The organism is Pseudoalteromonas sp. SCSIO 43101, from assembly GCF_023650775.1.
In the GTDB taxonomy this organism is placed as follows: Bacteria; Pseudomonadota; Gammaproteobacteria; order Enterobacterales; family Alteromonadaceae; genus Pseudoalteromonas; species Pseudoalteromonas apostichopi.
The window spans coordinates 1,679,497-1,703,480 of sequence record NZ_CP072673.1; the positions used below are offsets into that span (position 1 = coordinate 1,679,497).

The window sequence follows — 23,984 nt, forward strand, 5'->3', positions numbered from 1 at the left end:
ATGACTTACAAACCAGTTAACTTTAAAGACAAGTTTTCTAAATTCACAGAGCATTGGTCGCCAAGGGTCATTGCTGAAATGAATGACTATCAATTTAAACTCGCTAAAGTTGAAGGTGAATTTGTTTGGCATGATCACCCTGATACTGATGAAGTATTCATTGTTATTGAAGGCATGCTTGAAATTGAGTTTAGGGATGGCGTTGTGACTTTAGAAGCTGGTGAATTATTTGTAATTCCTAAGGGCGTTGAACATAAACCAAAGGCAGACACAGAATGTAAAATAATGCTTGTTGAACCTAAAGGGGTTGTAAATACAGGTAATGCAGGTGGGCAGTTGACCGCGGTTAATGATGTATGGGTGTAACGTCAGCTTAGGTGTTAGATTTAGAATCGTAAGAATTATATTCCTTGTATAAAACAGCCAATTTAGATCTCAACTTTTATAGCACTACAAACATATCGATATATTATGGCGCAAGTGCAATACCTAGTTTTTAACTTAAGTATGGAAAAAATAATGACAATAACTGCATTTTTAGTTAACTCATTTACAGCAGAGGGAGCAGGTGGTAACCCTGCAGGCGTGGTATTAAATGCTGACAATCTTTCAGATACAGAAAAATTGAAGATTGCAAAAGAAGTTGGCTTTTCAGAAACGGCTTTTGTAGAGCAAGATCATGAAGTTGACTTTGCTGTATCATTTTTTACTACAACCGAAGAAGTTGATTTTTGTGGACACGCAACAGTTGCGGTGTTTGCTACCTTATATGACCAAGGTATTTTAAACGCAGGTAATTACACTCAGCGAACAAAAGCGGGTTTGTTAGGTGTAACAATTGCCAAAGACGGGCAAATTACCATGGAGCAAGCCTTGCCAAATTATCTTGGCAACTTAGCTTATGGTGACTTTGTAAACTTACTAGGGCTTTGTGAAACAACATTCGCAGAAACAGGCTTGCCAATAGATGTAATAACTACAGGTTTACCGGATATTATTATCGCTGTGCCCAATGGCTACTTAGATAAAATCAATATCGATGAAGTTGCGCTTAGCGAGTTCTGCCAACAGCATAATGTAATTGGTGTTCATGCCTTTGAATTATGTGAAGAGCAAAGTGAGCTGACCGCAAGTTGCCGTAACTTTGCTCCTTTGGTTGGTATACCCGAAGAGTCAGCAACCGGTAGCGCCAGTGGTGCGCTTGCATGCTACTTATCAAAGCATGTATTTGTACAGCAAGAAAATCATTTTAAGTTTGAACAAGGCCGAGCAATGGGGTGCAGTTCACACATTTCAGCCAGTGTTTATTCGAACGAGCAGGGTGTTTATAAGGTTCTTGTGGGCGGCTATGCAACTCACCTAGGTACACAAGATATTGTTATACCAGTCAGCAATAATACTTAATCATTTTGAGGGATTAAACCTGTCGCTACCTGCGTTAAAAATTTCTGATTTAGAACAACTAAATAACGAAATTTTTGCCTTGCTATCAACGAGGTTTCCTTGCCTCAAAATAGATCACTTAACTAAGCGAATTGGTATTATTTAAAAACATTACACACAAAAAAGCCGCGTTAAAAAACGCGGCTTTTTTAGTTAAGCGACTAAATTAATCAGCCGCTAAGGTTTTTGCCATATCAGCACTGGCTCTGCCAGCAGGTTTAATTGAACCTGCACGAAGGCCGCTATCTGGAATAGCTACACGTTTGTCATGCGCCATAGCCGCTGGCGTTGGCTCTGGCTCACTGTCAGTTACAGGCGCAGGTTTTGCCATTGCAGCGCTTGCTGAACCTTTTACTAAAACTGTTTTCTCATTTTTAGCAGGTGCTTCAGCTTTTACTGGTTCTTCAGCTTGTACTGGCTCTTCAGCTTTTACTGGTTCTTCAGCTTGTACTGGCTCTTCAGCTTGTACTGGCTCTTCAGCTTGTACTGGCTCTTCAGTTTGTACTGGCTCTTCAGCTTGTACTGGCTCTTGAGCTTTTACTGGCTCTTCAGCTTGTACTGGCTCTTCAGCTTGTACTGGCTCTTCAGCTTGTACTGGCTCTTCAGCTTGTACTGGCTCTTCAGCTTGTACTGGCTCTTCAGCTTGTACTGGCTCTTCAGCTTGTACTGGCTCTTCAGCTTGTACTGGCTCTTCAGCTTTTACTGGCTCTTCAGCTTGTATTGGTTCTTCAGCTTGTACTGGTTCTTCAGCTTTTACTGGTTCTTCAGCTTTTACTGGTTCTTCAGCTTTTGCTGGTTCTTCAGCTTTTACTGGTTCTTCAGCTTTTACTGGTTCTTCAGCTTTTACTGGTTCTTCAGCTTTTACTGGCTCTCCAGCTTGAGCTTGTTTAGCTTTTAGCTCAGCTTCATATTCAGCAGCAGCTTGATCAGCAACCGGAATGAATGCAGGAGCATCAGTTTTGTCATCACTCGACTTCTCGTCTTGCTCAGGGCGACGACGACGTTGACCAGCAGCACGTAAGTGACGTGGTGAACGACGAGAACGAGTGCGAGGTTGCGCTTGCTCTTCGTCTGTTGATGCTTCAACAGATTCAATTTGCTCTGTTTGTTTAGGTTCAGCTTCTGTTTTAACTGGTTTAGCTTGAACTTTCTTTTCAGAAACTGATTGTTCTGCTTGTTCAGTCTCAACAGCTACTGTTTCTTTTGCAGGCTTAGCTGGCTTTTCAGCTTTTGCAGTTTGCTCAACTGTTTCAGTTGTTTTTACTGTATTCGCATCATCTGCATTTTCATCTTGTACGCGAACTTTCTTGCGTAAGTTACGACGTTGACGACGAACCTTAGGTTTAGTTTCCTTTGGTTGCTCAGCTTGCGTTTCTTGTGCAGTATCTTTTGTCGTTTGCTCTACATCATCATTACGTTTTTCATTACGTTTTCTGTTGTTAGAATTACGACGACGTTTGTTGCGATTCTCGTTACCTTCTTTTTGCTCAGGCTTATTAGAAGTGTTTGTGTTTTCTTCTTTAGCTTGTGCATCATCAGGACGCTTATTGCGCGAATTACGACGACGTTGATTGTTGCTACGGCGACGGTTGTCGTTGTTGCGACGATTATTGCTACGTCTTTGTGCTGCCTTTTTCTCTTCTTGCTCTTTTTCAGCTTCCTCTTCGGCATTACTGAATAATGATTTGAAGAATTTACCAATTGCAGCAAATAAACCACCTTCAGACTTTTTAGCCGCAGGAGTGGCTTGTTCAACTTTAGGCGCAGCTTGAGGAGCAGGTGTTGTAGGCATTACTACACCTTTTAGAACCGGCTCTTCACGAACTGGTGCTGAAGGCGCTTTAGCCATTTCAAATGCTTCTGGCTCAGGAGCAACAACTTGCTCGTAGCTTACTGTTTCGATTGTTTCGTCTTTACGTAAGCGAACTACTTCGTAATGAGGTGTTTCCATGTGTTGATTAGGAATGATCACAACATCAACGTTATGACGCTTTTCGATGCGCTGAACACTACGACGTTTTTCGTTTAATAGGTAAGCGGCAACAGCAACAGGCACTTGTGCATTTACTTGAGATGTGTTGTCTTTGATTGCTTCTTCTTCGATTAAACGAAGGATAGACAATGCAATTGACTCGTTAGAACGAATCGTACCTTGACCATTACAACGAGGACATGGGCCTTGGCTTGCTTCACCTAATGAAGGGCGCAGACGTTGACGCGACATTTCAAGCAGGCCAAAGCGTGAGATCTTCCCAATCTGTACACGGGCACGGTCAGGGCGAGCAGCGTCTTTTAAACGGTTTTCAACTTCACGTTGATGGCGTGGTGGTGTCATATCGATAAAGTCGATAACAATAAGGCCACCTAAGTCACGTAAACGTAATTGACGGGCAATTTCGTCTGCAGCTTCTAAGTTGGTATTAAGTGCTGTTTCTTCAATATCACCGCCTTTAGTGGCTTTTGATGAGTTGATATCGATAGACGTTAGCGCTTCAGTTGGGTCGATTACAATTGAACCACCTGATGGTAAGCGAACTTCACGTTGGAAAGCAGACTCAATTTGGCTTTCAATTTGGTAGTGAGTGAATAGTGGTACATCGCCCTGATAAAGCTTAACACGGCTCATGAAATCTGGACGGAAACGCTCAATATGCGCTTTCGCTTCTTCAAATACACGTGCTTTATCAATTAAAATTTCACCAATATCACGACGTAAATAGTCACGGATTGCGCGGAAAATTACGTTACTTTCTTGGTGAATTAGGAACGGAGCAGGGCCGCTATCAGCTGCTTGCTGAATTGCTTGCCAATGCACTAATAGTGCTTTTAAGTCGTAATCCAGTTCTTCAAATGATTTACCAACACCTGCAGTACGAACAATTAAGCCCATGCCTTTAGGTAATTCTAAACGGCTTAGTGCTTCTTTAAGTTCAGTACGCTCGTCACCTTCAATACGGCGGGAAATACCACCCGCACGAGGGTTGTTAGGCATAAGTACTAAATAGCTACCTGCAACACTGATAAAAGTAGTTAACGCTGCGCCTTTTTGGCCACGTTCTTCTTTATCAACTTGCACGATTACTTCTTGGCCTTCTTTGATCACGTCACGGATATTTGGACGACCTTGGAATGTATAGCCTTGTGGGAAGTAGGTGCGAGCTATTTCTTTAAGAGGAAGGAAACCGTGTCTTTCAGCACCATAATCAACAAAGGCTGCTTCTAGTGACGGTTCGATACGGGTAATTTTACCCTTGTAAATATTTGCTTTTTTTTGTTCGTGACCTGGGCTCTCTATGTCTAAATCATACAGGCGCTGGCCATCAACCAGTGCAACGCGCATTTCTTCTTGCTGCGTCGCATTGATTAGCATACGTTTCATATTGTTACTCTACTAATTCTGTCGCTGACATGACGATATAAACTCGTCTGTTCAGTGGTTTCTGACGGTTGTTTTTGTGCAGTCTCACGACTGGTTAAAGTCAAAACCTGAGGTTGCTTGCTTACATTGAGCATCACTAAGTGTGGCTGACAATAACATGTTGTCACGTTATTAAATTCTTTTTGGTGTCAAAACTGCCGCCAATTCTGCGGTTTTAATTTACGAGTTCTGTCCCGAAGTCGACCATGTTCAAATTTTTATTCAATGTCTTGCTACAACAGCTGTATCTGAATGACGTTGCTACGTCGTCACTATCAGTCAATTTATCTTGTTCAATTGCTTTTTATGTTCATTAATCAACATTCGTGCTCAAATTATTCAGGCAATATATTACGCGCATCGCCGATAATTGAACGCTCGTGTTGGCTGGGTAATTATAAAAGCTTTGGAAAACTTAGCGCGGATCTGTATGATCGGCAACCCAGAATATGCTTCACGAATGTATTAATGTGATAAAAGCACCGTTGTTACTTGCAAACTTTATGTTCGCGACGGTGATTATCCCACTATTACCGTCGCGTTAGCAACTAAATTATTTACTTAAATCAGTGATTAGGCAATGTCAGAAAAAACCGGCTTACAAGTTTCGTTTGTTACCATAGGTGAAGACCATCTCGGTCAACGTATTGATAACTTTCTTATTACTCACCTAAAAGGTGTGCCTAAAAGTGCAGTTTATAAAATCCTTCGTAAGGGCGAAGTGCGAGTAAATAAAAAACGCATAAAACCTGTCTACAAACTACAACTAAATGATGTAGTTCGTATTCCACCTATTAAAGTGGCTGAAAAAGAAGAGTTTGTGCCAAAGAAACTCGATAAGGTAAAACAGCTTGAAGACGCCATTTTGTTTGAAGACAAGTATTTAATGGTGATCAACAAGCCTTCGGGCATGGCTGTGCATGGCGGCAGTGGCTTAAGTTATGGATTAATTGAAGCACTTCGTGTACTTCGTCCTGAGGAGCGTAGCTTAGAGCTTGTTCACCGTTTAGACCGTGACACATCAGGTTGCTTGCTAATATCAAAGCGTCGTTCTGTGTTGACTGATTTGCATAAGCAGTTACGTGAAAAAACCATGGAAAAGAACTATTGGGCGTTAGTCGATGGCCAATGGGACTCTAAAACAAAAAATGTTACCGAAGGACTTCGTAAAAACACGTTGAAGTCAGGTGAGCGTGTTGTACGCGTTGATAATAATGAAGGTAAACCATCACATACACGTTTTCGTGTGCTTGAGCGATATGCTGAGTGCTCACTAGTGCAAGCGTCGCCGGTAACAGGGCGTACTCACCAAATTCGTGTGCATACACAATGTAAAGGTCACCCGATTGCTTGTGATGATAAATACGGCGTTGCAGAGTTTGATCAATACGTGAACAAGCTAACTGGTTTAAATCGTTTGTTTTTACATGCTCATGATTTACGTTTTATGCATCCTAAAAACGAAACAACCATGCATGTTGAGGCACCACTAGATAATGCACTTAAAAACTGCATTAAAAAGCTACGTGCAGATAATGAACAAGTTTAAGCTGGTTATTTTCGATTGGGACGGCACAGTGATGGACTCTGTGCCAAAAATCGTTACTTGTTTGCAAAATACAGCAAGACAGCTCGGTATTGCTGTACCAACAGTTCAGCAAGCAAAAGATGTGATTGGTTTATCGCTAGCAAAGGCTACTGAGGCGCTTTTTCCTGCCCATTTACATTTAAACGATGAACTGGTTGCAGCCTACAAAGCGCAGTATCGTGAGTTAGATGTCACACCCACGCCTTTATTTGCTGATGTAGAAACTGTACTAAAGCAGCTAAGCGACGCAGGTATGCAATTGGCAGTGGCTACCGGTAAAGGTCGTGAAGGCATCGATAGACTACTTAACGAGTCAGGCCTTGGTAAGTACTTTGCCACTGTAAAATGCTCAGATGATGCTAAGTCTAAGCCATCACCGGATATGCTTGAGCAAATTTTACAAGAGCAGGGCATAGCTAAACGTGATGCTGTGATGGTTGGCGATAGCCAACTCGATATGGCAATGGCTAATGCCGCAGGTATTGCTTGTATTGGTGTGAGTTTTGGTGCTCATAGCCCGGCGCAGTTACTACAACACACGCCGTTATGTGTTGTTGATTCATATCAACAGCTATTGCAAGTTTTAACTACTTCCCTTGAAGCATCAATATATCAACACCAAACTCAGCCAGCACTTTAGTTAATGTGATCAGTGGCAGACCTATCAATGTATTAGGGTCATCGCCACTGAGCTTTTCAAATAAACAGATGCCTAACCCTTCACTTTTAAAGCTGCCTGCGCAGTTGTATGGCTGCTCTGCATCGCAATAAGCATTGATCTGCTCAAGTGTGAGTGTTTTAAATGTCACATCAAATGGCACCACAGTGGTAATTGCTTTATCGCTTTGTATGTCATATACACTTAAACCCGTTAAAAAGGTCACTGTGTGGCCACTGAACGATGATAGCTGCTTAACGGCATTCTCTTTAGTATGAGGTTTACCTAAAATTGTATCGTTGAATACCGCAACTTGATCAGAGCCGATCACCAAACCTTCACTAAAATGTTGTTTGGCAACTCGGGCTTTTTGCTCGCTTAAACGTGCAACTAATTGTTCTGGCGTTTCAGCTGCAATAGGGGATTCATCTATATCTGGTGAAAAACTTTGAAAAGGTAAGTTAAACTTAGTTAATAATTGCTGTCTAAAAGGTGAGCTGGACGCTAATATAAGTGTTGGTTTCATAATAAATTCTGGATAAAAATTGTATTTTGCCAAGGATAAGCCACAATGAATCCGAAAACAAAGCAGAAGATCGTTAAAAACCTATCAAAATTGGTTTTTTACTTTGACTAACTTACTAACTATCTATATGATGCAGCCCCTATGCAAAAGGTGAAAATTCCCATCACTCTTCATCCCAGCAAAGCAGCTCAACATCGTTTAACGTATGACGGTATTGTCCCGCTTGAAAAACTTTCTCGTTTAGAGCAAGTTGTGCAGGAAGAAGTAGGTGAAATAGCGGTAAAGATTCATTGCAAAATTGATGAGCAAGGTTTAGTGGTAATAAGTGGAAACTTATCAACACATGTAACTGTAACTTGTCAACGCTGTAATGGTGAATTAGGGTTGGATTTGGATCAAGACTTTGTGTATTCGCCAGTTGGTTTGGATGCAGAGTCAGATCATCTTCCTGAAGGCTACGATGAAGTAGAACTGGACGAAAACGGTGAAATCAACGTATTTGAGTTAATCGAAGACGAATTGATTTTAGCGATTCCAATAGTGCCTACACACAACGAAGCTTCGTGCAGTTATTCATCAGAGCCTACTAGCTTTGGTAAATTAGCAGCAAAAGATGACAAACCAAATCCATTTGATATTTTGAAACAACTTAAGAAAGATTCTTAGGAGAAGACTAATGGCTGTACAAAAAAGCAAAAAGTCTCGTGCAAGACGCGGCATGCGCCGTTCACACGATGCGATCAGTGGTCCAACTTTAACTGTAGATCAAGTTTCTGGTGAGACTCACCGTCGTCACCACGTAACTGCTGACGGTTACTACAAAGGCGTTAAAGTAATTTCTAACTAAGAGATTGCTATATGCTGACCAATCTAACCATAGCGTTAGATATGATGGGGGGCGATTACGGCCCCCGTTCATCTATCCCCGCTGCCGTGCAAGCGGTAAATGCTAATACCAACTTAAGACTCATCTTATGTGGTAATCAGCAAGTTATTCTAAAAGAACTCGAAGCACTCGATTCTGTTTCGCACCCTCGTTTAATTATTCGTCATTGTAGCGAAGTCGTGACAAATGCGTGTGAACCTGCTTCAGCGGTTCGTTCTAAAAAAGATTCATCAATGCGAGTTGCCCTCGATTTAGTCAAGTCGGGTGAAGCGCAAGCGTGTGTAAGTTCTGGAAATACAGGCGCGTTATTTTTTATGGCGCATTACGTATTAAAGATGCTTCCAGGCGTAAAACGTCCTGCATTAATCTCTGCCGTTCCAACCGAACGTAAAAACCCAGTCTATTTACTTGATTTAGGTGCTAATGTGCATTGTGATGCACAAACTCTTTATCAATTTGGCATTATGGGTTCTGTGGTAGCAGGGCAGGCTCTTGGCTGTGATAACCCAAGAGTTAGTTTATTGAATATTGGCTCTGAAGACATCAAAGGGCATGAAGGAATAAAACAAGCTGCACAGTTAATGCAGCAGTGTGAATATCTCAACTACACTGGTTACAGTGAAGGTAGTGATATTTTCAGCGGAAAAGCCGATGTTATTGTGTGCGAAGGATTTGTAGGTAATGTGGCATTAAAAACCTGTGAAGGTATTGCCAAGCTGATCATGCACAAACTCACCAAAGCCTTACACAAACATTTCTTATACAAAAGTTTAGCGTTTTTATTACGTCCGGTGATAAAAAAACTCTACAAGCGGGTGAACCCCGACCAGTATAACGGCGCAAGTCTGGTAGGATTGCGCGGTATTGTTGTTAAAAGCCATGGCAATGCCTCACCGAAGGCGTTTCATGCAGCTATTGATGAAGCCGCGCGGGAAGTCGAACGCCAACTCCCTGAAAAAATCGCTGCGATTTTTGAGCAAACACATCCAACAACAAAGTAGTGCAGCATATCTAAAACTTGTTATGCTGCCTGCTACAGAATATTTTTTTGTTTAATTATAAGAGCAAAGTATGGCACATAAAATTGCACTCGTATTTCCAGGTCAAGGCTCACAAACTGTGGGCATGTTATCTGAACTATTAGCTGATTCACAGATTGCTAAAGCAACATTCGCTGAAGCATCTGAAGCTCTTGGCTATGATCTAGCTGCACTTGTACTAAATGGTCCAGAAGAAGAATTAAATCAAACCCATCGTACACAACCAGCACTTTTAACTGCTAGTGTAGCTATTTACCGTCAATGGTTAGACGCAAACCCTGAAGCCGATGTTGTGATGGCCGGTCACAGTTTAGGTGAGTATTCAGCATTAGTTTGTGCTGGCGTTGTAAGCTTAAGCGAAGCCGTTAAACTAGTTGAAAATCGTGGTTTATACATGCAAGAAGCAGTACCTGCGGGTGTTGGTTCTATGGCTGCAATCATCGGCTTAGGTGACGACGAAATTAAAGCAGCGTGTGAAGCATCAGCAAATGGCGAAGTTGTTTCACCAGTAAACTACAACTCACCAGGCCAGGTTGTTATTGCCGGCCATAAAGCGGCAGTTGAGCGTGCATCAGAAGCATGTAAAGAAGCAGGTGCTAAACGTGCTTTACCACTTGCAGTAAGCGTACCTTCTCACTGTGAACTAATGAAACCAGCTGCTGAGAAATTAGCTGCTGATTTAGCTGCTTTAACATTTAATACACCTAAGTGTGATGTAATCAACAACGTTGATGTAAAAGCAGAGCAATCAAGTGAAGCAATTAAAGATGCATTAGTACGTCAACTATACAGCCCAGTTCGCTGGACTGAAACAGTACAAGCATTAGTTGCGCAAGGTATCACACAAAGCTATGAGTTTGGCCCTGGTAAAGTACTAACGGGTCTTGCAAAACGAATTGATAAAGCAATGGTATGTGCTGCGGTTAATACGCAAGCTGCTATTGATGAAGCGAAATAAGTAGGAATAGAATGACAAATTTATTTTCTCTTGAGGGCAAGGTTGTCCTAATCACTGGTGCAAGCCGTGGTATTGGTAAAGCGATTGCAAACACGCTAGTTGCACAAGGTGCAAAAGTAGCGGGTACAGCAACAAGTGAATCAGGTGCTGCTAAAATCAGTGAATACCTAGGTGACAACGGTAAAGGTTATGCTCTTAACGTTACAGATCCTGAATCGATTGAGGCGACACTTGCTGCGATCAAGGCTGATTTAGGTGATATCGATGTATTAGTTAACAATGCAGGTATCACTCGCGATAACTTATTAATGCGTATGAAAGACGGTGAGTGGGATGACATCATCGACACTAACCTAAGCTCAATTTTCCGTTTATCTAAGGCTGTTTTACGCCCTATGATGAAAAAGAAAAATGGCCGTATCATTAATATCGGTTCTGTAGTGGGCACTATGGGTAATGCGGGGCAAGCTAACTATGCTGCAGCGAAAGCGGGTGTAATTGGTTTTACTAAGTCATTAGCACGCGAAGTTGCATCACGTGGCATCACTGTAAACGTTGTTGCACCTGGTTTTATCCAAACAGATATGACAGATGAGCTGACTGAAGACCAAAAAGCGGCTACGCTTGCAAATGTACCAGCAGGACGTTTAGGTCAACCTGATGAAATTGCTGCTGCGGTATGTTATTTAGCATCTGACGCTGCTGCGTATGTTTCAGGCGAAACATTGCACGTAAATGGCGCGATGTACATGGTCTAATGAAAGTTGGCAGAAATTTGCTAACGAAAGATTATCGAAAATTGTTGAATTTTTTGTGATCTTGCTTTAAACATACTTGAATTCGCTATGAAAATAAGCGATAAATGAACAAATACTATTCGAGAGGTTTGACCAGATAAGTAATTATCAGCAAATCCTTGAATCACAGAATTATGCGGCGTAAACTACGCCGCAATCTGAAAATAACGCATTGGCGTTTTTAATAAAGGAAAGAAGAATGAGCGACATCCAAGAACGCGTAAAGAAAATTATCATTGAGCAACTAGGTGTTAAAGAAGAAGAAGTAAAACATGAAGCTTCTTTCGTTGATGACCTAGGTGCTGATTCACTTGACACAGTAGAACTAGTAATGGCTCTTGAAGAAGAATTCGACACTGAGATCCCAGACGAAGAAGCTGAAAAGATCACTACAGTTCAAGCTGCAATCGATTACGTTACAGCTCACGCTGAGTAATTTTACGCATTTTGATTTTAAGGGCAGCATTAAGCTGCCCTTAGTCTATCTGAAGAATGATACTAATAAATTTGGTATACACCCCACCTAAAATAATTTCCTTATTGGAGGCAACCCGTGGCTAAACGTCGAGTCGTCGTAACTGGCTTAGGAATGTTGACACCGCTAGGTAATGATGTTGAATCTACTTGGCAAGGTTTGTTAAACGGTAAAAGTGGTATTCAAACTATCACGCATTTCGATACCTCAAGTTTCGGCACCAAATTCGCAGGTTTGCTGAATGACTTTGATGCATCAGCATACATGTCACCGAAAGATGCAAAGAAAATGGATTTGTTTATCCAATATGGCATTGCAGCGGGTGTACAAGCACTACAAGATTCTGGTCTAGAGATCACTGAAGAAAACGCCACCCGTGTTGGTGTAGCAGTGGGTTCTGGCATCGGTGGTTTAACTTTAATTGAAGAAAACCACATTAAACTATTAAATAGCGGTCCGCGTAAGCTTTCTCCGTTCTATGTGCCTTCGACCATTATCAATATGATCTCTGGTCATTTATCGATTATGCACGGCTTACGTGGTCCAAATATTTCAATCGTTACAGCCTGTACTACAGGTCTACATAACATTGGTCATGCTGCGCGTATGATTGCATACGGCGATGCAGATGCAATGGTAGCCGGTGGTGCTGAAAAAGCATCGACACCAATTGGTATGGGTGGCTTTAATGCAGCACGTGCATTATCAACCCGTAACGATGATCCACAAGCAGCATCACGCCCTTGGGATAAAGACCGTGACGGTTTTGTTCTTGCTGATGGTGCAGGTGTTATCGTACTGGAAGAATATGAGCATGCTAAAGCACGTGTCGCGAAAATCTACGCTGAGCTCGTTGGTTTTGGTATGAGTGGTGATGCATATCACATGACATCTCCACCTGAAGACGGTGCAGGCGCAGCACTGGCGATGGAAAATGCCCTAAACGATGCACAAGTTAATGCAGACCAAGTTGGCTACATTAATGCTCACGGAACATCGACTAATGCAGGCGATAAGGCAGAAACATCGGCCGTTAAAACTATTTTTGGTGATGCGGCGAAAGATGTGATGGTAAGTTCATCGAAATCAATGATGGGTCACTTGTTAGGTGCTGCAGGCTCTGTAGAGTCGATCATTACTATCTTGTCACTTGTTGATCAGAAAGTAAGCCCTACAATCAACCTTGATAACCCAGATGAAGGCTGTGATTTAGACTATGTACCGCACACTGCACGTGACGCTAAATTGGATTACGCTCTATGTAATTCATTTGGTTTTGGTGGTACTAATGGCTCGTTGCTGTTTAAAAAGGTATAATTCTTTTTAACAACGGACTAAAAAGAAGAGCCCAGTTGTTTAACTGGGCTTTTTTGTATGAATAAATTAAAACAAACAATAAAAATAACCACACCAGATACCAGTATAAGCACGCAAGATCGTGGCTTAAATTATGGTGACGGCTTTTTTACCACAGCCTCTGTGGTGAATTCTGTCGTTGAGCACTGGGACTTACACAAAGCACGATTAGAAGAATGCGCGCAAAGGCTATTTTTCCCCGAGTTAGATTTACCTGCAATCGAGCGTAGGGTTAACCACGTAATCAGTGAAACGCAAGCGGGTATTTTAAAAGTAGTTATCACCCGAGGTGCAGGTGGGCGTGGTTATGGCTTACCAGATACACCAAGTATCCAAGTGCTGATCAGTGTAATGCCTGCAGTTTCACACTATAAAAGTTGGCAGCAGCAGGGCGTAAGCCTAGCAGTTAGCAACGTTAAACTTGCACATCAACCTTTACTTGCAGGCTTAAAAACATTGAACCGTTTAGAGCAAGTACTTATCAAAAGACAAATGAACCCCCTTGAGTGTGATGACGTTGTTGTACTTGATTATGATAACAATGTGATTGAGTGCTCGGCTGCAAATATTTTTGCCATTAAAGACGGTCAAGTTATGTCACCTAAGTTAAACCGCTGCGGTATCACTGGGGTTTATCTCAGCGCTTTATGTGATAAGTTAGCCATTGAATTTAAAGCAATCCAACTAGATGAGCTTTTAGCTATGGATGCCGTATTTATGTGTAATAGTTTAATGGGCGTGGTTCCCGTTGCACGGATTACTGATACAGAATTTGATATTGAACGCAGTAAAGCGCTATTAACGGCGCAGTTTGCCAAGGAGAATGTGTGATAAAAGTCATTGTTAGCGTGCTGTTATTAGCATTGCTATGCTGTGGTATTGGCTATCAACAGCTTCAATCAGCAATGAAAATGCCGTTAAAGGTTGAAAACAGTACTTTATTTAAAGTAGAACGTGGTACTGGGTTCAATCAACTTTGCCAAGCATGGCAAGCAAAACAGTGGGTTGATAGCTGCTTTAAATTTCAGGTGCTCGCTAAATTAGATCCTACGCTTACTGATCTAAAAGCGGGTCTTTATGAACTTGATACAAGCGCTGTGATTGATAATATCCGCCGCATTAATCAAGGTGCACAAGTAAGCTTTAGCTTCACAATTATTGAAGGACAGCCTCTTCGTGACGTCATTGCCAATATCCAAAAGCAAGTGCATTTAACACATGACTTAGATACAAAAAATTTAGCGACGCAGATAAGTAACACGCAAAAAAATTTAGAAGGCTGGTTGTTCCCTGATACCTATCACTACCACAGTGGAGATAGTGCCAGCGGCTTATTAAAACGTGCTTATAGTAAAATGCAGCAGGAACTAGAATCTGCGTGGCAAAATAGAGCATCAGATTTAGTGTTAAGCTCACCTTATGAAGCTCTAATACTTGCTTCTATAATTGAAAAAGAAACCGGTTTAGCCAGTGAACGGCCATTAATTTCTGCAGTTTTTACCAATCGTTTAAAAACAAATATGCGCTTACAAACAGATCCCACTGTTATCTATGGCATTGGTGCTGATTTTGATGGCGATATCAAACGCAAAGATTTAACGACGTATACACCGTATAACACTTATAAAATAAAAGGCTTGCCGCCAACACCGATTGCTATGCCTTCGAAAGCGGCGTTGCTTGCAGCGGTTAATCCACCACAGTCTGAATTTATATATTTTGTTGCGAAAGGGGATGGCAGCCATCAATTTTCGAAAACATTGCAAGAACATAATCGTGCGGTAAAGCAGTACCAATTAAACTAACAACCAGAATTGAGTCATATGACAGCAAAATTTATTGTGATTGAAGGCCTTGAAGGGGCCGGAAAATCAACGGCCATTGCCGTATGCCAAGCTTATTTAGAAAACAAGCAAGTCGATTTTATTAATGTGCGTGAGCCTGGCGGTACAGCTATGGCTGAAGAGCTGCGTAATATCGTAAAACAGGCTCACCAAGAAACGGTTACAGGCGAAACAGAGCTGTTAATCATGTATGCAGCACGCTCGCAATCAGTTGCTAATGTTATTAATCCGGCACTTGAAAAGGGCACTTGGGTGTTAGGTGATCGCCATGATCTTTCATCACAAGCATATCAAGGGGGTGGTCGTGGTATTGAACAAACTAAACTCTCTTTTTTAGCTGATATGGTGCTAAATGGTTTAAAGCCTGATTTAACCATTTATTTAGACATTGACCCTGCAGTTGGGCTTGCTCGTGCAAAAGGCCGTGGTGAACTTGATCGTATCGAACAAGAAGCATTAGGCTTTTTTGAGCGCACTCGCGCACGCTACCTTGAAATAGCTAAAACTGATAGCAGTATCAAAACAGTGGATGCAAACCAAACAATGCCTGAAGTGCATGCGGCAATTACAAAGGTGCTTGATAACTTTTTTGCAGGTTTAAGCTAATATGCATTTGCCATGGCTTGAAGGCCTTTATAAGCAGCTAGCGCAAAGCTTTGCACAGCAACGCTTTCATCATGCACAATTATTTAATGGTGATAAAGGTGTAGGCAAACAACGTTTAGTCGATTCGCTTGCCGATGGCTTACTATGTGCGTCACCTGTAAACTTAAAAGCCTGTGGTAATTGCAAAAGTTGTCAACTGAATCAAGCGGGTACCCATCCAGATAAACGTGTTGTTAAAGTAGAGGGGCAGACGATAGGGGTTGATGAAATTCGTTTAATAAGTGACTTTATCAATCATTCAGCCGCTCAAAACGGTAATAAAGTTGTGGTACTTGAACAATGTCACAAAATGACCACTGCAGCGGCTAACGCCTTATTAAAAACTCTTGAAGAGCCTAGTCTACGCCGCTATTTATTATTAACGTGTGAGCAAACGGCATTATTACCAGCAACTATTTTAAGTCGCTGTGCAGTTCATGAAATAAAAGTTAACCCAGAATATACAACACAATGGTTAGCTCTTTTAAATATCCCTAATTATTCATGGTTAGAATTATTCGCTAGGCAACCACTGCTTGTTGAGCAGTGGCAAAATGATAATCAACTTGAGGCAATCGATTCACTTTTTAAATTTGCAACTGAGATAAAAGACAGCCATAATTTCAGTGCGTTAGTCGACATCCTTAATAAAGACCATAGCTTGGTTAATGTATTTGCGTTGTTTTTAACAGAGCATCTCAAGACGCAATTGGTGTTAGGAATGGACTTTTTCAATTATCAGAAAGCACAATCTGCAATCTCAGAGTTTCTTTATAATAGCTCACATGTGCTTGGCTTGAATATGGAACTAGCCATTTCGCAACTAGCGTTTACTTTACGGGAAAGCCAAAATTAGGAAGTATCGTGCAAGAATTATTAGTAGATATTGAAGACTTAGAAGAATTATATCGCTGTTACATGCCTTATTTAAAAAATGGTGGTTTATTTGTTCGCACTAATATGCGTTTTGAAATGGGCCATTCATTAGCTCTAAAAGTCACCTTACCAGATGCACTAGAAGATGATGTAGTAACGGGGAAAGTTGCTTGGATAACACCACAAGGTGCACAAAGCTCAAACCCACCAGGTATCGGTGTTAACTTTATCGATGATAAAACCAATTTGAATGCTAAAATCGAAAAACTACTCGGTACTATGTTAAACTCAGGCAATCCGACCTATACCATGTAATAAAAGTAGTACCATGATTGTAGATTCTCATTGCCATTTAGATCGCCTAGATTTCGATAAACTCGACCTAAACTTAGACCAAGTACTTGATAACGCCCGCGCAAAGAAAGTTGAACACTTCTTGTGTGTCAGTGTGACCTTAGATCAATTCCCAAGTATGCTGGATAAAATACAAAACTATCCAGATGTTTCTGCATCATGTGGTGTTCATCCACTTGATCAAAAAGACGCACTGGATAAACAAAAGCTCATCGACCTAGCTAGTCACGACAAAGTAGTAGCAATTGGTGAAACTGGGCTTGATTACTATTACTCAAAAGACACACATATTGTTCAGCAAGAAAGTTTTGTTGGTCATATTGACGTTGCTAATGAGCTTAATAAGCCACTAATTATCCATACTCGTGATGCCAGAGAAGACACCATCAATTTAATGCGCGCTCACAATGCGGAAAACTGTGGTGGTGTATTGCATTGCTTTACAGAAAACTGGGAAATGGCCAAAAAAGCCATTGATATGGGCTTTTATATTTCGATTTCGGGCATTGTTACATTTAAAAATGCCGTAGAGTTAAAAGACGTTGTAAAGCAAATTCCGCTAGATCGCTTACTAATCGAAACAGACTCACCGTATTTAGCACCTGTGCCATATCGTGGTAAAACAAATCAACCAGCCTATGTTGAAGATGTCGCTTACTACATTGCCGAGTTAAAAGGGCTTACTTTTAACGAATTAGCTGAAGCAACAACCAACAACTTTTACTCGTTGTTCAATCAAGCTAAAAGGGCGTAATAGTGTACGGCGTATCGAATTTACCTCAGTTAGTAATGGGGCCAATGGTACGCCGAGCAGATGCAGGGCGAGTGTGCTTTCAATTTGTTACATCTAGGCCTTGCCAATACCGAATAGAGTTTAGCGGTGTTGAGACATTCTCGAATTTAGAGTCAATCCAATTAGGGCTCCATCTTCACTTAAATTTTATCAATGTAATGCCCGCCAGCGGCCAGTTTGCAGTTGATTCACTGATCTACTATTCGTTACATGATGAAGATAAAAGCCTTGATTTGTCGTCTTACTGCTATGAACGAGCAGAGTCTCCTGCATTTGTGATCCCAAATAGACTCGATAGAATTCTGCATGGCTCGTGTCGTAACCCTCATCACCCTGCAAAAGACAGCCTTGTTGCTGCAGATAATTGGCAAAATGATCAGCGCCAGTCACTTAATGCAGGTGCTGACCTATTATTGTTATCTGGCGACCAAATATATGCGGATGATGTAGCCGGGCCAATGCTGCTCGCGATCGAAAAAGTAATTAGCCTATTTGGTGTGTTTCAAGAGCCAGCGCTTGATTTAGATTTACCAGCAGGATTTGAGCAGCAACTTTACCAGCGCTATTTACACTTACCCAAAGTACCTTGGCAGAAACGGAGTAAATTTGGTGTTGGTTATTGGCTTAAAAAAGATGAGCCACACTTCTCAAGCTTAAAAGCTGAAAACCACTTAATTCATTTTCAAGAATTTATAGCGCTTTATTTATTAAACTTCAGCGCTGTTACTTGGCAGCTAATTGATTTTGAATCAATTGAATGCCCAGCATTAGCCCCTAAATACGCAAATCTTTTTAAACTCGAAAAGGACGCACTGGTTGGCTTTGCAAAGGGTCTTCAAAGCGTTGAAAGGTTATTCGCCAATGTGTCGACATTAATGATGTTTGACGATCATGATGTCACCGATGATTGGAACTTAACCGCGGGTTGGGAGCAAGCTATTTATCAGCACCCATCTAGCCGTCGCATTGTAAATAATGGCCTAATTAGTTATTGGTTAATGCAGGGGATTGGTAATGACGCAGGTGATAACTCGCTGTCATTATTACCCAGTTTTAAACAAAGCCTGCAGCAACAGAGCTGGAATTTTAAAGACTTTGATAAGCTAATACTCAATTTTAACCATTGGCATTACGAGCTTAATACCATTCCTAAAGTTGTAGTACTCGATACCCGAACGCACCGATGGCGTAATGAACAAAATTTCAATGAGCCATCAGGTTTACTTGATTGGGAAAGGCTCACTGAATTAGAAGAAAGCTTATTGTCTCACGATAAAGTGATTATCGTATCTCCAGCTCCAGTATTTGGTGTGAAATCAATTGAAGCAATCCAAGCGATTTTTAATTTTTGCGGGCAGCCATTGTTGGTTGATGTTGAAAACTGGATGGCTCACGAAGGATCGGCAAAAAAATTGCTCGATACATTTCGCCGTGAAGACACACCAAAGGAAACCCTGATCCTCTCTGGTGATGTACATTACTCATTTTGCTTTTCAGTGCAAAAGCGCTTTGGTAAACATAAAAACCGTATTTGGCAGTTGACTGCCAGTGGCATTAAAAATGAATTCCCTCGTAAGCTTATTAATATCCTCGATAAGCTAGACTCAATTTTGTATGCCCCGAAAAGCCCACTTAACTTTTTTACTAAACGTTGGCAGATGGAAGTTGATAAACATCAAACCATAGGAGAAGGGCAAAAGTATTTGGTCAGTAATGCGGCTATCAGCTTAATTGAGCTCAACGATGGTTTACTCGCTAAATATGAACTGATCCACGCTGACAACCAAATTACTGAATTCGATTTAAACAATAATTAATCGAATGCTTTGCGGTTCGCCTCAACATAGTCGGCAACATTACTTACCGTATCTAACCAAAAACCATTTTTAGGGTCTTGTAGATAAACAATAAGCTGCTCTAGTACTTTACTGTCGGTGGTGTACTGATCTCGCTTACCTATATTGTGGCCTGCAAGAATGATCCAGCTATTGTTGCTTCGGTGTTGCTCTATGGTTTTTTTGATCTCAGCGAATGTTTGCCCATCAATGGGTAAACTAGTTAACTGCGAAAAGTCAGTAAAGTTTGGATTATTCGCTGTTTCATCAAGCCAAGTTCTACCGGTTTTAAAATGCTTGGCTATTAATGGGACATAGCTTCTTGTATTGGCACCACGCCCAACAAAAGTATTTCCACAAGGGTACGCAAAAGCGGTTGGTGTCACGTTAAGTGTGGCTTTTATGTAATCCTGTCCTTTAAGGATATCTTGCTCCATTTCTTTTAATGTAACTTGTTCAAGTGATACGCCGAGTTCACGAAGCCATTCAAAGTTACCCGTACACAAATGGCTTGCCGTATGATTAGCAATTTCGTGACCTGTTTTAACTGCCATTTGCCACTTTTCAACACGTTCTTTTACGTTAAAAGGAGATACATAAAATGTCGCTTTTACTTGGTACTTGTTTAAAAGCGCTAAACCGGTATCGACTTGGCTATGTCTTGCATCATCAAAAGTGATACTGACGGCATTTTTAGCCTTATTAGGGTAGTCAAAGCCTAGGTAGTCATTGCTTTTTGCCAGAGTTTGGCTGCTTATTAAAAGTGGTAGTACGACGCACAGGGGTTTAAGCATAATCAATCCTTTATCATTGTTTTTACAATGAAATCAAAAAGGGTGATGCTTTACCATGCGACTTTTGAATAAAAAAACGCCCAGAACGAATCCGCATTGTTCTGGGCTTAGGGGGTGGCTCGTGCGAGCCTGCGCTAACTATAAAAAAACACCTTCTAAATTCAGTAGGGAGAAGTAGAAAGTACTTTTAAGTGTAGTTAATCAGCAGGAAATTGCACGGTAAATGTACAAATTTTATACTAGTTTAAAATCAGTCTGTTACGGCTTTTTACCTAAATTAGTACCTTATTTATACAGGCATTATGCGCAACTTATACCCAAGTTATCAACTGAGCATTTTGGACTAAATCACGAGGTAGTGAGTTTTTAATTTTATTCTTTTGCCACTTGCCAAGGCCTACAGGGCATCCACATAACATTAAGATCACTTCACCATTATCTTGGGTTGGTTTTTCGAGTCGAATATCTTTACCGTTAAAGTAATCGTTTGCTTGTGCTTGTGTCATCTCAAAGGTGTTTTTATCGCATTTTTGTCCAAATACAGTGGCAAATTCATGAGCTAAGCGAACTCCGCCTTTGTGAATAACACCAAGCTGGATCCCTAATCGGGAGTATTTAATTTTATCTTGCAGTTCATTAAAGCGATCAGGGAATAACCAAAGCTCTTTATCACGTTGCATTAAATTCCCTGGTAGTGATTTTAGACCGAACTGTTTTTTAATTGTTTGCATAAACGCTTGGCTTTGCTTTTTATCAAACTCAGCAAACGGAAATACGCCTTTTTTAACTTTTTGATTTGGGTTATCGCTTGACGCTATTTTCTTAAATTTAGCGATGAAGAAACCTTCACTGTCGTAAGTTTGCGGCCAAACATGCAAATAACCTTCGCTGGTTGTTGCTTTCTCTGCACCATCAAAAAGGCTATCAAGCGATTGTACTTCGATGCAATCAGGAAATTCTGCTAATAGATACTCGCACACTTGTTGATTTTCAAGCGGTGTTAAAGTGCAGGTCGAATAAACTAATGTGCCGCCAGGTTTTAAGGCATAAAAGGCACTTTTGATAAGGGCTTTTTGTACAGCAGCAATATCAATATTAGACTCGATTGACCAATTCTTTAGGGCGTCTGCATCTTTACGAACCGTGCCTTCACCTGAACACGGGGCGTCTAGCAAAATACTGTCGAAGCACTCATACATGTAATCCCCGAATATGACACCGTCAAAATGTGATAAAGCACAATTACCTACGCCCATACGTTTGAGGGTTGCTGCTAATACTTTTAAGCGTGACGATGACAACTCATTGGCCACTAACACGCCACTATTATCCATCATGGCAGCGATTTGTGATGTTTTCGAGCCTGGAGCTGAAGCCATATCAAGTACAGCATCGCTTTGTTTAACTTCGGCTCTCAGTGTAACCGGCGGCAGCATTGAGCTGGCTTCTTGCACATACATAGCGCCACTTAAGTGTAAATCGGTATTACCGATTGCAAGGGCCGCTTCTTCGTCACTTGGACGTGTTAGCCAGAAGCCTTCTTCGCACCATGGGATCGCTGTTAACTCCCATCCTTTATTGGCACATTGATGCTGAAATTCTGCGACTGACATTTTTAATGTATTTACGCGAACAGATCGTCTAAGTGGGCGTCGACAGGCTGCAATAAAGTCGTCTAATGATAAATGTTCAGGAAGGTAGCTTTTAACATCATCAATAAATGAGTCAGGGATATAAGTATTAGCGTCCACTAAATGGCTCTCACGTCACGTAATAATTGGTAGATCATACCATTTATAGCGCTTTCATGGGATATTTTTAGCTTGTTCAGGTTAATATTGAAGTGTCGACAAATTGGCAATATAAATGTTGTTTATAGCCATTATTTTTGACAAATATCATTTTATGTCGACATTTTGGTGGTTTTTTAGTCTATTTTGCTGATCTCGAGGTTGACACTTTTCATGTTAGAGCGCATAGTGAACTTACAAATTGTCGACAATCCTAATTTAGTACTTTGATAGACTTATTTATGACAGAGCAAAAAGCCAACGATAACTACAACGATATCACGATCACAACTGCATCAGACCAAGTGTTTGTCGACATGCGTCGTGAAATTGTACAAGGCACCATTGAGCAGGGTAGCAAAATTTCTGAGCCAGAATTAGCGAAACGCTATGGTGTAAGTCGTGCCACCTTAAGAGAGGCATTAAATCGTTTAGAAAGCTGTTATTTGGTAGAGCGTAAAGCGAATGTCGGTTGTCGTGTTGTAGCACTGACTGCTGAGCGTTTAATCGAAGTATATCAGGTACGTAGTGCCCTAGAAGGGTTGGCTTGTCGGTTAGCTGCCGACAACATGGAACCTGAAGAAGTGCAGGGTTTAAAGCAGTTATTGAACCAGCATTTACAAACACAGCGTGTAAAAGAAGGTGAATCATACTACCAAGAAGCGGGCGACCTTGATTTTCATTATCGCATTATTAAAGGCTCTAAAAACGCGCACCTAATTCATCTTTTATGTAATGAGTTGTACCAGTTAATTCGTATGTACCGTGTACAAATGGGTATGGTTGGGCCACGTGTATCAAAAGCATTTGATGAACACTTGGCAATTATCAATGCTATTGAAAACCATGACGGGGAATTAGCAGAAATGCTTATGAAGCGCCACATAAGTGCGTCTCAGGCAAATATTCAGACTAAGTTTGACTTACTAGCAGCAAAAAAACAGTAGTGCAGTCGTTAAACAGTCATAATTTAGATTTAAAAATTAGATTCAGCCAAAGAGCTGAAACCGTTCAAAGATAGGAGTTATCCAATGTCAGCAGGATTAAAGTTCAAACAGGCAATCGCAAACAATAAGCCACTACAAGTGGTTGGCACCGTCAATGCGTACTGCGCAATGATGGCAGAAAAAACAGGTCACCAAGCACTTTACCTCTCAGGTGCAGGTGTTGCTAACGCATCATACGGCATGCCAGATTTAGGTATGACAAGCTTAGATAACGTACTTGAAGATATTCGTCGAATTACCAGCGCTACCGACTTACCACTTCTAGTTGATGCTGATACAGGCTGGGGTGGTGCATTTAATATTGCACGCACAGTGAAAGAAATGACTAAGGCAGGTGCTGCAGGTTTCCATATTGAAGACCAAGTTGCACAAAAACGTTGTGGTCATCGCCCTAATAAAGAAATCGTGTCAAAAGATGAAATGGTTGACCGTATTAAAGCTGCGGTAGATGCGAAAACTGATAGCGATTTTTACATCATGGCACGTACTGATGCATTCCAAAAAGAAGGTTTAAATGCGGCCATTGACCGCGCTGCTGCATGTGTTGAAGCAGGTGCCGACGCAATCTTTGCAGAAGCTGTGCATGATTTAGCCGACTACCAAGCATTTGCTAAAGCGTTAAATGTTCCAATTCTTGCGAACATCACTGAGTTTGGCCAGACACCGCTATATACAGCTGAGCAATTAAGCGAAGTGGGTGTTGAAATTGTACTTTATCCACTAAGTGCATTTAGAGCTATGAACAAAGCTGCACTTAATGTGTATTCGTCTATTCTTAGCGAAGGCTCGCAACAAAGCCAAGTAGACAACATGCAAACACGTGCGGAATTATATGAGTTTTTAGATTATCACTCATATGAAAACACACTCGATAACCTTTTCTCAGCTAAAAAATCATAAC

At 41.2% G+C, this 23,984-nt stretch carries 24 protein-coding genes; 20 read left to right on the plus strand and 4 right to left on the minus strand.

All coding sequences use genetic code 11. The features are described 5' to 3' along the window. Positions 1-366, plus strand: a complete 366-nt coding sequence (locus tag J8Z25_RS07885; RefSeq protein WP_130051620.1) for a cupin domain-containing protein — start codon at positions 1-3, stop codon at positions 364-366. A gap of 153 nt (positions 367-519) precedes the next feature. Then, entirely contained in the window at positions 520-1,404 is an 885-nt protein-coding gene (locus tag J8Z25_RS07890; protein WP_250661944.1) for a PhzF family phenazine biosynthesis protein, read from the plus strand. Positions 1,405-1,609: 205 nt separating this feature from the next. On the opposite strand, the gene rne is transcribed toward J8Z25_RS07890, so the two are convergent. Beyond that, a complete protein-coding gene (gene rne, locus J8Z25_RS07895; RefSeq protein ID WP_250661945.1) occupies positions 1,610-4,822 on the minus strand; it encodes a ribonuclease E in 3,213 nt (1,070 codons plus the stop codon). A 619-nt stretch (positions 4,823-5,441) separates the two neighbouring features. On the opposite strand from rne, the gene rluC reads away from it, so the two are divergent. After that, entirely contained in the window at positions 5,442-6,410 is a 969-nt protein-coding gene (gene rluC, locus J8Z25_RS07900) for a 23S rRNA pseudouridine(955/2504/2580) synthase RluC (protein ID WP_178926902.1), read from the plus strand. Further along, positions 6,397-7,089, plus strand: a complete 693-nt coding sequence (locus J8Z25_RS07905; RefSeq protein WP_130051616.1) for an HAD family hydrolase — start codon at positions 6,397-6,399, stop codon at positions 7,087-7,089. The genes rluC and J8Z25_RS07905 overlap by 14 nt, the downstream gene beginning before the upstream one ends. Here J8Z25_RS07905 and J8Z25_RS07910 read toward each other — a convergent pair. Next, positions 7,037-7,633, minus strand: coding sequence for a Maf family protein (locus J8Z25_RS07910; RefSeq protein ID WP_130051615.1), 597 nt, complete (start codon positions 7,631-7,633; stop codon positions 7,037-7,039). The two genes, J8Z25_RS07905 and J8Z25_RS07910, sit on opposite strands and share 53 nt — an antisense overlap. Positions 7,634-7,774: 141 nt before the next feature. Here J8Z25_RS07910 and yceD point away from each other — a divergent pair, with 141 nt between their 5' ends. From yceD to J8Z25_RS07980, 14 genes are all read left to right on the plus strand, one after another. Continuing rightward, the gene (gene yceD, locus J8Z25_RS07915) at positions 7,775-8,299 is read left to right on the plus strand and encodes a 23S rRNA accumulation protein YceD (protein ID WP_130051614.1); all 525 of its coding nucleotides are present in this window, start codon (positions 7,775-7,777) and stop codon (positions 8,297-8,299) included. 10 nt (positions 8,300-8,309) lie between these two features. Next, positions 8,310-8,480, plus strand: coding sequence for a 50S ribosomal protein L32 (gene rpmF, locus J8Z25_RS07920; protein ID WP_036967969.1), 171 nt, complete (start codon positions 8,310-8,312; stop codon positions 8,478-8,480). Between the two features lie 11 nt (positions 8,481-8,491). Next, positions 8,492-9,520 carry a phosphate acyltransferase PlsX gene (gene plsX, locus J8Z25_RS07925; protein WP_054554712.1) on the plus strand — a complete coding sequence of 343 codons (1,029 nt, stop codon included), beginning with the start codon at positions 8,492-8,494 and terminating at the stop codon, positions 9,518-9,520. Between the two features lie 70 nt (positions 9,521-9,590). Next, positions 9,591-10,517: an ACP S-malonyltransferase gene (gene fabD, locus J8Z25_RS07930; protein ID WP_178926903.1), complete on the plus strand. Its 927-nt coding sequence runs from the start codon at positions 9,591-9,593 to the stop codon at positions 10,515-10,517. A gap of 11 nt (positions 10,518-10,528) precedes the next feature. Then, entirely contained in the window at positions 10,529-11,275 is a 747-nt protein-coding gene (fabG, locus tag J8Z25_RS07935; RefSeq protein ID WP_130051612.1) for a 3-oxoacyl-ACP reductase FabG, read from the plus strand. A 238-nt stretch (positions 11,276-11,513) separates the two neighbouring features. After that, a complete protein-coding gene (gene acpP, locus J8Z25_RS07940; protein ID WP_016707440.1) occupies positions 11,514-11,750 on the plus strand; it encodes an acyl carrier protein in 237 nt (78 codons plus the stop codon). Positions 11,751-11,867: 117 nt separating this feature from the next. Then, positions 11,868-13,106 (plus strand): beta-ketoacyl-ACP synthase II, encoded by a 1,239-nt coding sequence (fabF, locus tag J8Z25_RS07945; RefSeq protein ID WP_250661946.1) that lies wholly within the window; start codon positions 11,868-11,870, stop codon positions 13,104-13,106. 57 nt (positions 13,107-13,163) lie between these two features. Then, positions 13,164-13,976 (plus strand): aminodeoxychorismate lyase, encoded by an 813-nt coding sequence (gene pabC / locus J8Z25_RS07950; RefSeq protein ID WP_178926904.1) that lies wholly within the window; start codon positions 13,164-13,166, stop codon positions 13,974-13,976. Continuing rightward, positions 13,973-14,950 (plus strand): endolytic transglycosylase MltG, encoded by a 978-nt coding sequence (gene mltG / locus J8Z25_RS07955; RefSeq protein ID WP_178926905.1) that lies wholly within the window; start codon positions 13,973-13,975, stop codon positions 14,948-14,950. The genes pabC and mltG overlap by 4 nt, the downstream gene beginning before the upstream one ends. Positions 14,951-14,968: 18 nt before the next feature. Next, on the plus strand, positions 14,969-15,595 hold the full coding sequence (gene tmk, locus J8Z25_RS07960; RefSeq protein ID WP_250661947.1) for a dTMP kinase: 627 nt from the start codon (positions 14,969-14,971) through the stop codon (positions 15,593-15,595). Position 15,596: 1 nt separating this feature from the next. Next, complete coding sequence (locus J8Z25_RS07965) at positions 15,597-16,490, plus strand: DNA polymerase III subunit (protein WP_167657739.1); 894 nt, start codon at positions 15,597-15,599, stop codon at positions 16,488-16,490. 8 nt (positions 16,491-16,498) lie between these two features. Further along, positions 16,499-16,825, plus strand: coding sequence for a PilZ domain-containing protein (locus J8Z25_RS07970; protein ID WP_054554720.1), 327 nt, complete (start codon positions 16,499-16,501; stop codon positions 16,823-16,825). 13 nt (positions 16,826-16,838) lie between these two features. Beyond that, on the plus strand, positions 16,839-17,618 hold the full coding sequence (locus tag J8Z25_RS07975) for a TatD family hydrolase (protein WP_130051607.1): 780 nt from the start codon (positions 16,839-16,841) through the stop codon (positions 17,616-17,618). Then, the gene (locus J8Z25_RS07980) at positions 17,618-19,474 is read left to right on the plus strand and encodes an alkaline phosphatase D family protein (protein WP_502934601.1); all 1,857 of its coding nucleotides are present in this window, start codon (positions 17,618-17,620) and stop codon (positions 19,472-19,474) included. The genes J8Z25_RS07975 and J8Z25_RS07980 overlap by 1 nt, the downstream gene beginning before the upstream one ends. On the opposite strand, the gene J8Z25_RS07985 is transcribed toward J8Z25_RS07980, so the two are convergent. Together J8Z25_RS07985 and rsmF are read right to left on the minus strand one after the other, a co-directional pair. After that, on the minus strand, positions 19,471-20,286 hold the full coding sequence (locus tag J8Z25_RS07985; protein WP_167657737.1) for a polysaccharide deacetylase family protein: 816 nt from the start codon (positions 20,284-20,286) through the stop codon (positions 19,471-19,473). The genes J8Z25_RS07980 and J8Z25_RS07985 overlap by 4 nt on opposite strands. Before the next feature lie 311 nt (positions 20,287-20,597). Next, positions 20,598-22,037 carry a 16S rRNA (cytosine(1407)-C(5))-methyltransferase RsmF gene (gene rsmF, locus J8Z25_RS07990; protein WP_250661948.1) on the minus strand — a complete coding sequence of 480 codons (1,440 nt, stop codon included), beginning with the start codon at positions 22,035-22,037 and terminating at the stop codon, positions 20,598-20,600. 281 nt (positions 22,038-22,318) lie between these two features. On the opposite strand from rsmF, the gene J8Z25_RS07995 reads away from it, so the two are divergent. Continuing rightward, positions 22,319-23,023: a GntR family transcriptional regulator gene (locus J8Z25_RS07995; protein WP_130051604.1), complete on the plus strand. Its 705-nt coding sequence runs from the start codon at positions 22,319-22,321 to the stop codon at positions 23,021-23,023. Between the two features lie 84 nt (positions 23,024-23,107). Continuing rightward, on the plus strand, positions 23,108-23,983 hold the full coding sequence (gene prpB, locus J8Z25_RS08000; RefSeq protein ID WP_130051603.1) for a methylisocitrate lyase: 876 nt from the start codon (positions 23,108-23,110) through the stop codon (positions 23,981-23,983). Position 23,984: the final 1 nt, after the last annotated feature.